A 15063-nucleotide genomic window follows, 5' to 3' on the forward strand; every position below is an offset into this window, starting at 1 on the left:
ACGGGCGGCCCCTCGTCATCCGGCTTCACTACACGCCATCGCTGCCATGTCGCAGCGGTGCGCTCTTCAACACAAGCGCCATTAACTGTCGCCGAGAATCGACGCCGAGCTTGGCGAATGCCCGCTTCGCGTAGGTCTCGACGGTCGAAGGCTTCAGCCCCATCGATTGGGCGGTCGCCGGCGTCGTCATTCCCTGAATAAACGACGAGCACACATGCTTTTCGCGCGACGTCAGCCTGCCGTGCAATTGCGGAAGCCACTGCGCGAGCGGATTGTTGTCCGACGTGTCCTGGCGGCCGTCGTCTGGCGAGATCGCGCCGATCAACCGTTTGTGTACCGCCGACAACGGCAGCACGACGTGCGCGAACTGCTTCAGCAGACTCAACTCCTTCAACGAGAATGACGGCAGGCGCGCTGAGCGCGCCATCGATATCGAGTATCGCGTGCCGTCCGTCACGCCTGCGACCACGCACTCATCGTGGATGTCGCCGATATCGAAGAACAGATGCCGGAGCTCGCTCGCAACCTTCTGCGCGGAGATCTGGATCAACTGCACATCGCGCTTGTCTTCGATCCCCCCGTATGTCGTGTCCTCGCTCGCGTAGCTCCGGTAGTAGTGCCGCATCACTTGCTCGACGAGTTCGTGATCGCGGCCGGAGCTCCCGATCCAGCCGACGCTGCGCTGTCCGGACGGCGACACACGTTCATAGTCCAGATGCACCGCGTCGAAGTCGACGAAACGCACGAGGCTTTCATACACGACCTCAATGAACTGCGGCGCGCCGACGGCCTGCGCGATGTCGCCCAACGTCTCGGTCACGAAGGCGACCTGACTGAGCTGGATATCCGGGGAGGGGCGCGCGGCGTTCATAACCTTTGCTCTCGATGAATTCTGGGTGGTGCGACTGCGCTACTGGTATCACGACAAATTCCCCATGCCTACACGGGAATCCACCCAGATCACTGTCATCGACGACGCGGTTTGTCCTTCATTCCCGGGACAGACGGCGCGTATCGCGATCTTTACAGTGCTCTACAAGCTGCGAGCAAGAAGACGGAGGCCACTTCGATGATCTGGCCGACGATCGCTCGCGACACCTCGACGACTTTGCTTACTGGCGGCATCCGCATTGAACGGAGCGGCCGACTCATACCACCTGGAGATCTCCTATGCGTGCCCGTTTTCCTCGTTGCCCGGTCATCAGGATCGTGTTCGCCGCATCCGCCGGCCTCGCGTTCGCGGCGAGTCAGTCGGTTCAGGCCGGCGACACCAATCTGAACGTTTACAACTGGTCCGAATACATCGCGAAGGACACGGTGCCAATCTTCGAGAAGCAGACCAGCATCAAGGTGCGATACGACAGCTATGACAGCGACGATACGCTGCAGACCAAGCTGCTCACCGGCAGTTCCGGCTACGACATCGTCGTGCCGACGTCGAACTACCTCGCGCGGCAGATCCAGGCGGGCGTCTACCAGAAGCTCGACAAGTCGAAGATCCCGAACCTCGCAAACCTCGACCCGGTGCTGATGAAGATGGTCGCGCAGGCCGATCCGGGCAACCAGTATGGCGTGCCATGGGCGTGGGGCACGACGGGTGTCGGCTACAACGTCGAGGCCGTCAAGAAGCGGCTTGGCGACAAGGCACCAACCGACAGCTGGGCGCTGCTGTTCGATCCCGCAAATGTGTCGAAGCTGAAGGGCTGCGGCGTGTCACTGCTGGACGCTCCCGACGCGGCGTTCGCTGCGGTGCTGCAATACATGGGCAAGGATCCGGAAAGCAGGAACCCAGCGGACTATCAGGCGGCCTACGACGTGCTGAAGACGGTTCGTCCGTACATCACGCAGTTCAATTCGGTGGGCTATGCGGACGACCTTGCGAATGGCGACGTGTGCGTGGTGCTCGGCTGGTCTGGCGACGTCAGCCTCGCGCGGCGGCGCTCGGTGGAGGCGAAACACGGATACGAGATCCGGTACGTGAATCCGAAGGAAGGCGGCCTGCTGTGGTTCGACGTGATGGCGATCCCGAAGGATGCGCCTGATCCTGAGGCGGCATTGAAGTGGATCAACTACATCGAGGATCCGAAGACCAACGCGGCGATCACCAACGAGATCGCCTATCCGACCGCGAACAAGTCCGCGCGCCCGTTCGTGAAGCCGGAGATCTCGCAGGATCCGGACGTCTATCTGCCTGACAGCGTGCTCGGCAAGATGGCGCTTGCGATGCCGATCAGCGCAGAGATCACGCGGTTGCAGAACCGTCTATGGTTGCGGTTGAAGTCCGGTGGTTAAGGAATCCGAAGCGAAGAACAACAGGGAGAGGTTTCATGAAGAAGAGGTTAATCTGCGTGCTGGTGGCCGGGGTGCTGCCGGGGCTGGCTGCAGCGAGCCCCACCGGCGATCAGCTCAAGGCGCTCCAGCAGCAGCTCGCCGCGCTGCAGCAGGAGGTCAAGGGGCTGCAGTCGCAGCTTGCCGCGAAACCCGTGGCCATGCCGGCGCCGGCGAGTACGGCCGCTGTCGATCCGTCGTCGGCGGACTATGGCCAGGCGCCGGCGATCCTGACTAATGATGACGTCACCGAGTTGAAGCAGCAGGCTGCGAGCCAGCAACTGAAAGTCGACGCGTTGACCGACGCTGCTCAGACCGGCCCGATCGCGGGGCTGTCGGTGACCGGCTACATCGATCCCGCCTATCTGTATAACCGTGCGGCGGGCACGTCGTCGTTCCAGTTCGCGAACCACGAGAACGCTTACCAGTACTACAACAGCACGTTCGGCGATCTGTACCTCGACATCAAGAAGACGTTCGGCGTCGGCCCCATGGCGCCCTCCGCCGAGGTGACCTTGATGCCGAACCGCGGTGCCGGGATGTACCTGATGAACGAACACGGCGACAGCGGGTTAAACATTCTGAACACCGCGATCGCGACGGTGCCGCTGACGCCGACCACGTCGGTCGTCGCCGGCCTGATGCCGGGGCTGAGCGGCTACGAGATGCAGCAGTCGAACCAGATGCTGACGCTAACGCACAACCTGCTGTACGACTTCTCGGATCCAGGCAGCTCGATCGGTGCCGGCGTCAACTACACCGGTGACCAGTGGGCATGGAAATTCCTGCTCGGCAATGAGCAGTTCCGTACCGCGGGTTCGGTTACGCAGACCGGCACGAACGCGCTCGGCGACCCGATCACGACGAGCAACCGCATGCCGACGTTCACCGCGCGGGTCGACTACTTCCGCGGCAGCCAACTCGACGTCGGCGGCTCGTTCGCCGTCGGACGGCAGACGCTGCCGAGCGCGATCGACCCGGCGACAGGCTCGGTTAGCTACGGCTGGGGCGGCCAGGCGCCGAACGGCTACGGCACGTTCTTCTTCACCGAAGCCGATGCGACGTACGCGCTGGCCGACGTCCAGTACAACGCCGAAATCGACTACGGCCAGCAGCAGAACGGCGCCTGGAATGGCGGTCAGGCGCAGTGGTACGGACTGTCACTGCTCGCACATCGGAAGTTCAGGCTGCCGGTGCTCGGGCGGATGGGCGTGACGGCTCGCTACGACCTGCTGGTCGACAGCAAGAACGGTGGTGGAGGCGGTGGGATCGCCCTCAACGGCAACGGGATGGATCCGTATAACGGCTTCGGCATCGACGTGAACTGCCTGCAGGCATCGAGCAATCACGGCTTCGAGTGCAAGGGCGCGACGCGCCAGGACGCCGCGCTCGACCTGCTGTTCTACCCGACCCAGCAGATCACGGTGAAGGTCGAATACCGGCACGATTGGGCCAACCACCAGGTGTTCCTGCGCGATGACGGTACGTATGCGAAGTCGAACGACCTGCTGGCCGCGCAATTTATCTACTCTTTTTGATGCGATGCTGGCGCCGGCCTGAGGAAACAGGTCCGCCGCCGATCGCGAGGCTTTGTCATGCTCAAGTTCGAAAATCAAGCACACGTCCCGTCATATTACGCAGCCACCGCGAACGACCGGACGTGTCATCCGCCGCTCGATGCGACGGTATCCGCTGACGTCTGCGTGATCGGCGGCGGACTCACTGGCCTTTCCACTGCGCTCAATCTCGCGGAACGTGGCTATTCGGTCGTGCTGCTCGAGGCGTCGAAGATCGGCTGGGGCGCCAGCGGGCGCAACGGCGGCCAGCTGATCGCGGGCTATTCGTGTGGCATCGATACGTTCGCGTCCTACATGCCGGAAGAGGATGTGCAGCGCGTTTGGGCGATGGGGCTCGAGTCGATCGAGATCGTCAAGGAACGAGTCGAGAAGCACGGGATCGATTGCGACCTGACGTTCGGCTACCTGAGCGCGGCAAACAAGCCGCGCCATGTCGACGCGCTGCGTGCCTGGCGGGATGCTGCAGAGTCGCGCTTTGGCTATCGCGAGTACCGGTTTGTCGAGCGTGACGAGATGCGCCGCTACGTCGCATCGGATCGCTACCTGGGCGGGCTCTACCACGCCGGCAGCGGTCATTTGCATCCGCTCAACTACACGCTTGGTCTGGCGCGCGCGGCCCGCGACGCGGGGGTGTCGATCCACGAGGACACGAGCGCGCACGCCATCGGGAAGACCGCGCAAGGCCATCGGGTGACGTGCGCGAGCGGGCAGGTGAACGCGCGCTACGTCGTGCTCGCGTGCAATGCGTATCTCGGCCGGCTTGCGCCGGCGCTCGCGCGCAAGATCATGCCGGTGGCGACCTACCTGATTGCGACCGAGCCGCTCGGCGACGCGAAGGCGAACGACACGATGCCAGCGGACGTGGCGATCTGCGACTGCAATGCGGCGCTCGACTATTTCCGTTTGTCGAAGGATCGCCGGATGCTGTGGGGCGGCAAGGCGAGCAGTTCGACGCGCACGCCGCGCGAACTCGCCGCCGCGATGCAACGGGACATGCTGAAGACGTTTCCGCAGCTCGCCGCTGCGAAGATCGACTACGCGTGGGGCGGTTTCGTCGACGCGACGATGAATCACGCGCCGCATTTCGGCCGGCTCGAGCCGACCGTGTATTTCGCGCAGGGGTTTTCCGGGCACGGCGTGAACGTCACGGGGCTTGCAGGCCGGCTGATCGCGGAAGCGATCGATGCGCAGGCCGCCCGCTTCGACCTGTTCGGCAAGATCCGGCATCGCAACTTCCCAGGCGGTCGCCTGCTGCGCAAACCGATGCTGATGCTCGCCATGACCTGGCACCAGATGATGGACGCGCGTTGAGCCGGCGCCGGCCGGCTTGTCCGGACGCGCGGCACCTGACCTATAACGAACATTGCACACCTTGGAGGCGTTCATGACAGACATCACGAAGATTGTCGACCTGATGCGGGACCCGGCGGAGCTGACCCAGTCGCGCGTGCCGCGCGGGCTGCTGCTGGCCGGCAATCCGATGCAGACGCTCACGCATCACTACATCAGTCCTTGCGGACAGTTCAGCACCGGCATCTGGGAGAGCACGCCGGGCCATTGGACGATCGAATACGACGAATCCGAGTACTGCGAGATGTTGAGTGGCGTGGCGATCGTGCGCGACATGCAGGACAACGAAAAGGTGCTGCACGCCGGGGATCGCTTCGTGATTCCCTCCGGCTTTCGCGGCACCTGGGAGGTGGTGGAGGCGTGCAGGAAGATCTACGCATCGCACGCCCCGCAGGTCGAACCGTTGCACGCGTAGCGCGACGGTTCGAGTTGCAACGTCAATCATCGGGATCAACAGGAGCATGACATGAGTCAGGAATTGTGGCGTCTGAGCGCTACGGAAATGGTCGAGCGGGTTGCGCGTCGCGACGTGTCGTCGACGGAACTCACGCAGAGTTGCCTGCAGCGGCTCGAAGATGTGAATCCCGGCATCAATGCGATTGTGGACGTGCTGGCCGATAGCGCGATGCTGGCCGCGTCGCAGGCCGACGCGGCGACCGCTCGGCGCGAGCCCGTCGGTCCGCTGCACGGCGTGCCGGTGACGGTGAAGATCAATGTCGACATGGCTGCCTACGCGACCACCAACGGCGTGAGCGCGTTCAAGGATCTCGTTGCGGCCGAGGACAGCCCCGTGGTGGCGAACCTGCGCAAGGCTGGCGCGATCGTGATCGGCCGCAGCAACGCGCCGGCGTTTTCATATCGCTGGTTCACCGACAACGACCTGCATGGCCGCACGCTGAATCCGTGGAATCCGCACCTGACGCCGGGGGGCTCCAGCGGTGGGGCAGCGGCTGCGGTCGCCGCCGGCATCGGCGCGATCGCTCACGGCAACGACCTCGGCGGCTCGATTCGCTATCCGGCCTACGCGTGCGGTGTCGCGGGACTGAGGCCGAGCGCCGGCCGTGTACCCGCATACAACCCGACGCAGGCGAAGGACCGGACGCTCGCGGTCCAGCTCGCGTCGGTGCAGGGGCCGCTGGCGAGAACGGTCGGCGACCTGCGCATTGCGCTGGCGGCAATGGCGGGCGGCGATCCGCGCGACGCATGGTGGATGCCGGTAGAGCCGGTCGGCCATCACTCGCCGTTTCCTGTGCATGTCGCCGTCTGTGCGGAACTGCCGGGTATCCGTTCCGACGCCGCGGTCGTCGACGCGATCCGGCAGGCGGCGGGCTGGCTCGAGGATGCGGGCTGCATCGTCGAAGAAGCCGCCCCGCCGCAGATGGCTGAAGCGAGCGCGCTGTGGCTGGACCTCGTCACCAACGAAGCGAGGAGCGGGCTCGGCGACGTCATCATGCAGCATGGCGACGACGCGATCCGGACCGCGTTCGCCAGCCAGCGCCGGCTTGCCGCGCCGCTCGATCTGGCCGGCTACATGAACGGTCTGGCGCGGCGTACCGGTCTGTTACGCGAGTGGCAGCGCTTCTTCGAGCGCTATCCGCTGCTGCTGATGCCAGTCTCATGCGCGCAGCCGTTCGCGATCGACGAGGACCAGCGCGGCGATGACGCGATGCGGCGCATCCTCGACAAGCAGAGTCCGCTACTCGCGACCGCGCTGCTCGGACTGCCTGGGCTGTCCGTGCCGACCGGCGTGCGCGATGGCGTGCCGATGGGCGTTCAGCTTGTCGCTGGCCGGTTTCAGGAGGCGCTGTGCCTCGCCGCGGGCGAAGCGATCGAGGCGCGCGCGAGAACCTGCACGCCGATCGATCCAGTCGGTGCGGCGGCGCGTTACGCGGGATAAGCGGAGACGCCGGCGCCGCGCCGCTCGGTTCTTTGCAGACCTGATGCGTACGGCTCGCCCAAGAGCGTCGTACCTGTCAAACAGAACTTCATATAGATATCCTGATGAACAAGAAAACTTTCTCGGACTGGCAGAATGAAGCAGCGGTCCTGAAAATCGAAGGGCGTGCATTCATCGACGGCGCGCTGCGTCACGCGCACAACGAAAGAACCTTCGACTGTGTGAGTCCGATCGATGGTCGCGTGCTTGCCCAGACTGCCGACTGCGGCCCGGCGGATGTCGACGCGGCCGTGACGGTGGCCCGGCGGGCATTCGACACGCAGGTGTGGGCGGGCATGAACCCCCGTGATCGTAAGGCCGTGCTGCTGCGCTGGGCTGCATTGATGCGTGAGCATCTCGAGGAGTTGGCTTTGCTCGAGACGCTCGACGCGGGCAAGCCGATCGGCGACACGACGGCCATCGACATACCGGCGGCTGCGCACTGCGTCGAGTGGTATGCCGAGGCGATCGACAAGATGGGCGGTGAGGTCGTGCCGACCGACCATCATCTCGTCGGTCTCGTGACGCGCGAGCCCGTAGGTGTGGTCGCTGCGGTGGTGCCGTGGAACTTTCCGCTCCTGATGGCTGCATGGAAGTTCGCGCCGGCGCTCGCTGCCGGCAACAGCGTGATTCTTAAGCCATCGGAAAAATCACCACTCACCGCCATTCGCGTCGCCCAATTGGCGTACGAGGCAGGCCTGCCGCCCGGTGTGTTCAACGTCGTGCCGGGTGGCGCCGAGCCAGGCCGGTTGCTCGCGCTGCATCACAGCGTCGACTGCATCGCGTTCACCGGTTCGACGAGAACCGGAAGGCAGATCATGGAATGCGCGGCGCAATCCAACCTGAAGCGCGTATGGCTCGAACTCGGAGGCAAGTCACCGAACATCGTGCTGCCCGATTTCTCCGATCTCGATCGCGCAGCGAAGGCCGCCGCCGACGCGATCTTCTTCAACATGGGCGAGGTGTGTACGGCGGGCTCGCGGCTCCTCGTGCACCGCGAGATCAAGGACGCATTCGTCGCGAAGGTGGCGGCCGCTGCACGTGCTTATGAGCCGGGCAATCCGCTCGATCCGGCGGTGACGATGGGACCCATCGTCGATCGTATCCAGTTCGAGCGCGTAGCGGCTTATATCGACGCAGGTCGCCAGGAGGGCCGGCTCGTGACAGGAGGCGCGCGCGTCAGGGAGGAAACCGGCGGCTTCTATGTCGAACCGACCGTGTTCGAGGTCAAGCCGGATGCGAAAATTGCCCGTGAAGAAATCTTCGGGCCGGTTCTGTCCGTGATCGAGTTCGATCACGTCGACGAAGCGGTGCACATCGCGAACGACACCGAGTACGGCCTCGCGGCTGCCGTATGGTCTGGCGATCTGACGACTGCGCACGAGGTGGCGAGGCGTCTGCGCGCAGGAACCGTCTGGATCAACGGCTACGGCGAAGGGGGCGACGACATGAGTTTTCCGTTCGGCGGTTACAAGCAATCGGGCAACGGCCGCGACAAGTCTCTGCACGCACTCGAGAAATATACGGAGCTGAAGTCGACGATCGTGCGCTTGCGTTAGGTGCGTCGACTTTCACGTCTCGCGCGACCGCCCCCTTCCCGGTCCTTTCACGTTTAAAAATCGCTTCGGATTTTTCCGAAGTGTATTTCTTGTTTTTGGCATTTTTCCGTTGAATTTGTTTGCCTAGACTCCGTTTCAGATGCACCACTCGCTCCTGACAAAGGGCGTTGCTGCAGTAATGGAGAGCGCGGCGCCTCAGCGTCGCACATGGGCGAATAAAACAGGACGGAGGCAATCATGTCTGAAAACAGCTACGAAACGGGTCGGCTCAATTTGCCGTTTGTGGGAATCTGCACGTTTGCGAAATCCCCATTGTGTCTTGACTGGGACAAGATTGACGCGGACGTCGCGGTAATGGGTGCGCCCTTCGACTGCGGTACCCAGTGGCGGGCCGGGGCACGCTTCGGCCCGCGGTCGATCCGCGATGCGTCGACGCTGTTCTCGTTCGGCCACGGCGGCGCATACGACTTCGAAGACGATGTTGTTTATCTGCCTAGCGACGAAGTTCGTATGGTCGATATCGGCGATGCGGACATGGTGCACACCAACACTGAAAAGAGTCACGCAAACATCGAGTACGGCGTGCGCAAGATCCTGGCGGCGGGCGCCTTGCCAGTGGTGATGGGGGGCGATCACTCGATCAACATTCCGTGCATCAACGCGTTCGAAGGTCAGGAGCCGTTTCATATCGTCCATATCGACGCACACCTCGATTTCGTCGATGAGCGTCATGGCGTGCGCCACGGCCACGGCAATCCGTTGCGTCGTGCCGCGGAAAAAAGCGTGGTGTCGGGCATGACGCAGATCGGCATTCGCAACGTGTCGTCGACTGCACGCGAAGGTTATGCACAGGCCCGCGAGATGGGCTCCGACATTATTTCGGTGCGCGATCTCCGGCGCCTCGGCATCCAGGGTGTGCTGGACCGCATCCCGAAGGGCGTGCGCTATTACCTGACGATCGACATCGACGGTTTCGATCCGTCGATTGCGCCGGGTACGGGCACACCCAGCCACGGCGGCCTGCTGTATTACGAAGGACTCGAGCTGTTCGCGGGCCTCGCCGAACAGGGTGACGTGATTGGAATCGACCTCGTGGAAGTTGCCCCTGATTACGACCACTCGGGCTCGACTTCAATTCTTGCGGCGCAATTGCTGTTGAACACCATCGGCCGTGTCATGCATCAACGCAAGGTCAAACGAAATCTTTCCCGCTAGACGGGATCCTTCTGCGCCGCGTGAGCGCGCTTGCCGGTCAGACTCGTCGTGGATCGGAAGCGCGCAGAGTGCGGCGGGCGCTATTTGCTGCTGCGCGTGGCGCGGCTCACTTCCTTGGCCGCAGCCCGCAACTGGTTGCAAAAGGCCTGTACGACCCGTGCCGATTCACCCCCCTTGCGCGTGATGATCTGAAAGTCCAGATGGGTCGCATAGTGCCCGGGATCGATGCGGGCCAACAAACCGCTATCCACCCACGGCTGGGCATAGTGCGGCGGTAGAAAGCCGATGTAGTTGCCGGACAGAATCAGCATGGCCCGGCCTTCAACGTTGTCGACGGAGGCCGCGGCTTCCGGCATGCGCAGCAACTTCAATTCCTGGCTACCAAGATATGCGCGCGCCGCCAGCCGCTGTTTGCTGAGCAGCGAAACAGGAACCCTACCGCTCGCCCGTTCGTGCAACGGATGGGTCGACGCACAGTAGAGCCCTTGTTCCTCACGATAGAGCGGCAAATAATCGAGGCCAGGGATCTGCGCGGGAAACGGCCCCACGGCGAGATGCAGACGACCGTCCAGCACGTGCTGCTCCATGCTGCCGGGCGTGTCGATCTGCACATGCAGGCGGACTTCCGGCGCCATCTGGCCGAACTCGCGAATCGCTATCGGCAGAGGCGAGTCCTTGTCGGTCAGGGTCGCTTCGATCATGCCGAAGCGCAACACGCCAGAAAGCTGATTGCGCAGTGCACCGGCTTCCATCTGAAACGTGTCGACCGCGCCGAGTAGACGCTGCGCGGCGGCGTGCAGTTCCGCACCTTCTTCAGTGAGCCGGAAACCGGCGCGTCCGCGTTCGCATAGCCGCAACCCGAGTCGCGTCTCCAGTTGCGACATGTATTCGCTGATGCTCGATGCGCCGATGTTGAGAATGGGCTGCGCAGCGGCGAAGCCGCCGCATCGCACGATGGTTTCGAAGATCCGCAATAACTTAAGATCCGTGTCCTGAACTTGCATCGTGCCGCCTCTCGATTACTTCGGGAATTTCCGAAATGTATTTCATCAATGGTGCATTTTATTGGGGAATTTGGCTACACAGAATTGCTGTCAACCCCACTGTCCGGATCGCGAACGAGCCGTCAGGACGGAAGGGGCTACGCGATGTTATCTGTGCCCACACCGGTGAGATTCGCCCCCTCGGCGACCACACGGTTTGGCGCATCACACGAGGTGAGGAGAGCATGATGAAGAAGCCCTACGCAGGTGCGAGCTGGTTGACAGCAGTCGCTTTGAGCATGATCTCTCTGAGCGCGACGGCCGGCGATCAGGTCGTCAAGATCGGTTTGACGGGGCCGTTGACCGGCCCGCAGGCTGCCATCGGCAAGGACGACGAAAACGGCGTGAGAATGGCGATCGAGCGCCTGAATGCCGAGGGTCTCGTGATCGGTGGTCAGAAGACACGCTTTGAACTGGTCTCACAGGATGACGCCGCCGACCCGCGTACCGGCATGACGGTCGCACAAAGCCTGGTGGACGCGAACGTCAAGGTCATTTTCGGGCCTTTCAATTCCGGCGTTGCGATTCCGATCTCGAACCTCGTGAACGTCTCGGGCATCGTGATGGCGACCGTCGCGTCGAATCCGTCGATCACGCAGCACGGCTATCCGTTCGTGTTTCGTATCTCCGCAAGCGATACGCAACTTGGCAGCCGGATGGGGGAATTTGCAGCGAAGCAACTGAAGGTCAAGCGCATTGCCGTAATTGACGATCGCACTGCGTACGGCCAGGGCGTCGCCGACGAGTTCGTCAACGCGGCTAAAGCCAACGGCATCGAGATCGTCGATCGTGAATATACGACCGACAAGGCGACCGACTTCGTGTCGATTCTCACGCACGTCAAGGGTGCGAACGCGGAAGGAATCTTCTACGGCGGCTACTACGCACAGGCTGGCGCGCTGCGCAAACAGATGAAGCGCCTCGCGATGAATGGCTACCTGCTGGGCGGCGACGCCATGTGCAATGCTGAACTGGCGAAACTCGGCGGCGATGCGGTCGATACGCGCGTGTATTGTCCGCAAGGCGGCCCCGTGCTCGATCAGACACCAGAAGGCCGGCGGTTCAAGGCGGACTACAAGCAGCGCTTTCATACCGATCCGCTGACCTACAGCGCTGCCTTGTACGATGGCGTGAACATCGTCGCGCAAGCGATGACGAAGGCCAATTCGATCGAACCGGCTCAATACCGTGCTGCGCTGGCGAACATCGATTCTCGCGGTGTTTCCGGCCACTATCGGTTCGACAGGAATCGCGATCTCACGGATTCTCCGATCACCATCTATAACTATCGAAATGGCGAGCCGACACCCCTTGCGTCTGCACAACCCTAGGCTTACCCCATGCGTTCCGACTGCGCGATCTTACGGTAGCTTTCCATCAGGTCGATCATGAACACCTGCAGGATGGTAGGGGGCACGGAAGCCCGCCGTATGATCGCGCAAAACGGCCACTGGGTGCCGAATTGATCCGGACGTATCTGGTGCATCTCGCCGCGCGCGATCCATCGGGCGGCGTAGTGGGTCGGCAAAAATCCGATGTATGCCCCCGATAGAATGAGGATGGCCTGCGCCTCGATATTGTCGACGGTTGCGGCGGCTTTACTCACTTTGAGCATTTGAAGGTCGTGCTGCTGCAGATAGCCTCGCGCTACAACACGGCTGGACGCGATAGCCTGTTCAAGCGTGAGATCGGTCGGCGAGCTGCGCGCGAGCGGGTGACTCTTTCCGCAATATAGGCCGTCCGGTTCGCAATAGAGATCGGTGTAGGTCAGCCCCGGCACGTGGAGCGGGAAATGCCCGACGGCGATGTGCAGCCGGCCATCCAGCACACGCTCTTCCAGTTCGGCAGGCGTGCCGACGTAAACATCCAGATGCACGTCGTGCCCCCTCGACACGAACGCTTGCAGCGCCTGCGGCAGCGGCGAGGCCGAGTCGGTCACCGTGTTGTCGATGATGCCCAGATACAGCTTGCCCGAGATGTGCTTTTTTAGCGCGTCGGTATCCACACAGAAGCTCTCTACCGCCACCTGCAGTCGCTGCGCCGCCTCGTAAGTCGCCACGCCGTGTTCGGTCAGGCGAAATCCGCTCCGCCCCCGCTCGCAAAGCTTGAGTCCCAGGCGCGTTTCGAGCGTCGTCATCTGCTCGCTGATGGTCGACTGGCTGACGTTCAGGGTCGCCTGGGCGGCGGAAAAACCGCCGCACCGCACCACCGTCATGAAAACCCTCAGTAGTTTGAGGTCCACGTCCTGCAACTGGATCACGGTCGTTGCTCCCATTGCGCCGCTTGCTTCGGTATTCCCGATATGAACATCTGATTCACGTGATTTTTACCTCCCGACATGTCGTCCATAGTCTCCCTAAACGCCGTGTTGCCACAAGGCGCGTTTATATCGATGGACCCCCGGTCGTTTTTGAACGGCTGAACCTGTGGGCTACAACGCAGGATCCGTGGATAAACGTGGCAGGAACAGGCGGACCTATCGGCACGAAACCGGCCCATGAGAGGCCGAATAGCAGTCAATCCGTAAGACAGGAGACAATGATGGACAAGGTCGTACAAAATTACCTGGAGAAGTTCGGCATCCGGGAAGAGACGCAGCGCTTTCTTACCAAACCGCAGAAAATGTTTATTGGCGGCGCGTGGGTGCCGCAAGACGGCCGCGAATCCTGCGCGGTACTTGAACCGTCTACCGCGGGCGTGATCACGCACATTCCCTTGGGCACGACCGCCGATCTCGATCGAGCGGTCGAGGCTGCCCGCAAGCAATTCGACGGCGGACCGTGGCGAAAGCTCAAACCGCTTGAGCGCGAACGGCTGCTGCATCGTCTCGCCGATCTGATCGAAGCGAACGCAACGGAGTTGGCCGAGATCGAATCGATCGACGTAGGCAAGTCTGTCGCCAATGCGCGTGACGTCGACATACAAGGCACGATCGATACCTTCCGCTATTTTGCCGGCTGGGCTTCGAAACTCCACGGCCGCACGGTAGAACCCTCGCTGCCTGGTGACTATGTTGCCTACACGCGCAAGGAACCGATCGGCGTGGTCGGCGTCATCGTGCCGTGGAACTTCCCTCTGCAAACCATGGCGTGGAAAGTGGCGGCCGCGCTCGCTGCCGGTTGTACGACCGTGATCAAGCCCGCGGAACTCACGTCGCTGTCCACACTTCGCTTTGCGGAGTTAGTGCACGAGGCCGGAATTCCGGACGGTGTGGTGAACGTCATAACGGGGCGAGGGCGTGAAATTGGCGCGGCTATGGCCGCTCATCCGGGCATCGACAAGATTACGTTCACCGGTTCCACCGAGGTCGGCCGAACGGTCGGGCAAGCGGCCGTTGGCGGCATCAAACGTATGACGCTCGAACTGGGCGGCAAGTCGCCAGTGCTGGTGCTCGAGGACGCCGACATCGAAGTGGCGGCCCAGGCTGTTGCAAACGGTGTCTTCTTCAATTCCGGACAGGTCTGCGATGCGGGCACACGGGTTTACATCCAACGCGGTATTCACGACAAGTTCATTGGCGCGCTGATCGAGCACACGCGTAAGTTGAAGATCGCGCCAGGCCTCGATCGGGATTGCTTCATCAGCCCGCTCGTTTCCGCGCTGCAGAAGGAACGGGTCTCGTCGTATATCGAAGCCGGGCGGCGCGAGGGTGCGGAAATTGTGCACGGTGGACACGAACTGGACCGCCCAGGCTACTTCGTCGAACCGACCATCTTTACGCATTGCCACAGCGACATGAAGATTGTCCGCGAAGAAATCTTTGGACCAGTGCTGGTGACTGCCCCCTTTGACGATCTGGGCGATGCGCTGTCGCAGGCGAATGATTCGCCGTACGGTCTTGCCGCGGCGATCTATTCCAATGACCTGAACCGCGTGCACAAACTGATTCCGCAGTTGCGCGCAGGTACCGTCTACGTCAATGCCCATAGCACGATCGATCCGTCGATGCCATTCGGCGGATTCAAGGAATCCGGCTTTGGCAAAGACCTCGGCCCCGAGCAACTCGATCATCTGATGGAGAGCAAGGCGGTCTGGATCACGCTGCGCTGAACCGT

The 15063-nt window shown here is 62.3% G+C and carries 12 protein-coding genes; 9 read left to right on the plus strand and 3 right to left on the minus strand.

Annotation, left to right across the window (positions count from 1 at the left end):
- Positions 1-28: 28 nt before the first annotated feature.
- Positions 29-871, minus strand: coding sequence for a helix-turn-helix transcriptional regulator (locus HHL24_RS00980; protein WP_169483507.1), 843 nt, complete (start codon positions 869-871; stop codon positions 29-31).
- Positions 872-1170: 299 nt separating this feature from the next.
- Between HHL24_RS00980 and HHL24_RS00985 the strand changes: the two genes are divergently transcribed.
- From HHL24_RS00985 to speB, 7 genes are all read left to right on the plus strand, one after another.
- Positions 1171-2292 (plus strand): polyamine ABC transporter substrate-binding protein, encoded by a 1122-nt coding sequence (locus tag HHL24_RS00985; protein WP_169483508.1) that lies wholly within the window; start codon positions 1171-1173, stop codon positions 2290-2292.
- Positions 2293-2327: 35 nt separating this feature from the next.
- Entirely contained in the window at positions 2328-3866 is a 1539-nt protein-coding gene (locus tag HHL24_RS00990) for a DUF3138 family protein (protein ID WP_169483509.1), read from the plus strand.
- A 57-nt stretch (positions 3867-3923) separates the two neighbouring features.
- Entirely contained in the window at positions 3924-5216 is a 1293-nt protein-coding gene (locus HHL24_RS00995; protein ID WP_169483510.1) for an NAD(P)/FAD-dependent oxidoreductase, read from the plus strand.
- A gap of 73 nt (positions 5217-5289) precedes the next feature.
- A complete protein-coding gene (locus tag HHL24_RS01000) occupies positions 5290-5670 on the plus strand; it encodes a cupin domain-containing protein (RefSeq protein ID WP_169483511.1) in 381 nt (126 codons plus the stop codon).
- A 51-nt stretch (positions 5671-5721) separates the two neighbouring features.
- Positions 5722-7152 carry an amidase family protein gene (locus HHL24_RS01005; RefSeq protein ID WP_169483512.1) on the plus strand — a complete coding sequence of 477 codons (1431 nt, stop codon included), beginning with the start codon at positions 5722-5724 and terminating at the stop codon, positions 7150-7152.
- Positions 7153-7256: 104 nt separating this feature from the next.
- The gene (locus HHL24_RS01010; RefSeq protein ID WP_169483513.1) at positions 7257-8750 is read left to right on the plus strand and encodes an aldehyde dehydrogenase; all 1494 of its coding nucleotides are present in this window, start codon (positions 7257-7259) and stop codon (positions 8748-8750) included.
- A gap of 237 nt (positions 8751-8987) precedes the next feature.
- Complete coding sequence (gene speB / locus HHL24_RS01015; RefSeq protein ID WP_169483514.1) at positions 8988-9965, plus strand: agmatinase; 978 nt, start codon at positions 8988-8990, stop codon at positions 9963-9965.
- Between the two features lie 80 nt (positions 9966-10045).
- Here speB and HHL24_RS01020 read toward each other — a convergent pair whose 3' ends face one another.
- On the minus strand, positions 10046-10969 hold the full coding sequence (locus HHL24_RS01020) for a LysR family transcriptional regulator (protein WP_169483515.1): 924 nt from the start codon (positions 10967-10969) through the stop codon (positions 10046-10048).
- Positions 10970-11196: 227 nt separating this feature from the next.
- On the opposite strand from HHL24_RS01020, the gene HHL24_RS01025 reads away from it, so the two are divergent.
- Positions 11197-12339, plus strand: coding sequence for a branched-chain amino acid ABC transporter substrate-binding protein (locus HHL24_RS01025; protein ID WP_169483586.1), 1143 nt, complete (start codon positions 11197-11199; stop codon positions 12337-12339).
- Between the two features lie 2 nt (positions 12340-12341).
- On the opposite strand, the gene HHL24_RS01030 is transcribed toward HHL24_RS01025, so the two are convergent.
- Entirely contained in the window at positions 12342-13283 is a 942-nt protein-coding gene (locus HHL24_RS01030; RefSeq protein WP_206002654.1) for a LysR family transcriptional regulator, read from the minus strand.
- Between the two features lie 266 nt (positions 13284-13549).
- Between HHL24_RS01030 and HHL24_RS01035 the strand changes: the two genes are divergently transcribed.
- On the plus strand, positions 13550-15058 hold the full coding sequence (locus HHL24_RS01035) for an aldehyde dehydrogenase family protein (protein WP_169483588.1): 1509 nt from the start codon (positions 13550-13552) through the stop codon (positions 15056-15058).
- The last annotated feature ends 5 nt before the right edge of the window (positions 15059-15063 follow it).

The organism is Paraburkholderia polaris (genome assembly GCF_012927345.1).
GTDB classification, from domain to species: Bacteria; Pseudomonadota; Gammaproteobacteria; order Burkholderiales; family Burkholderiaceae; genus Paraburkholderia; species Paraburkholderia polaris.

Bases quoted from the DNA above. Each gene is read 5' to 3' on its own strand.
- HHL24_RS00980 (WP_169483507.1), bottom strand. From the start codon at position 871: ATGAACGCCGCGCGCCCCTCCCCGGATATCCAGCTCAGTCAGGTCGCC.
- HHL24_RS00985 (WP_169483508.1), top strand. From the start codon at position 1,171: ATGCGTGCCCGTTTTCCTCGTTGCCCGGTCATCAGGATCGTGTTCGCC.
- HHL24_RS00990 (WP_169483509.1), top strand. From the start codon at position 2,328: ATGAAGAAGAGGTTAATCTGCGTGCTGGTGGCCGGGGTGCTGCCGGGG.
- HHL24_RS00995 (WP_169483510.1), top strand. From the start codon at position 3,924: ATGCTCAAGTTCGAAAATCAAGCACACGTCCCGTCATATTACGCAGCC.
- HHL24_RS01000 (WP_169483511.1), top strand. From the start codon at position 5,290: ATGACAGACATCACGAAGATTGTCGACCTGATGCGGGACCCGGCGGAG.
- HHL24_RS01005 (WP_169483512.1), top strand. From the start codon at position 5,722: ATGAGTCAGGAATTGTGGCGTCTGAGCGCTACGGAAATGGTCGAGCGG.
- HHL24_RS01010 (WP_169483513.1), top strand. From the start codon at position 7,257: ATGAACAAGAAAACTTTCTCGGACTGGCAGAATGAAGCAGCGGTCCTG.
- speB (WP_169483514.1), top strand. From the start codon at position 8,988: ATGTCTGAAAACAGCTACGAAACGGGTCGGCTCAATTTGCCGTTTGTG.
- HHL24_RS01020 (WP_169483515.1), bottom strand. From the start codon at position 10,969: ATGCAAGTTCAGGACACGGATCTTAAGTTATTGCGGATCTTCGAAACC.
- HHL24_RS01025 (WP_169483586.1), top strand. From the start codon at position 11,197: ATGAAGAAGCCCTACGCAGGTGCGAGCTGGTTGACAGCAGTCGCTTTG.
- HHL24_RS01030 (WP_206002654.1), bottom strand. From the start codon at position 13,283: ATGGGAGCAACGACCGTGATCCAGTTGCAGGACGTGGACCTCAAACTA.
- HHL24_RS01035 (WP_169483588.1), top strand. From the start codon at position 13,550: ATGGACAAGGTCGTACAAAATTACCTGGAGAAGTTCGGCATCCGGGAA.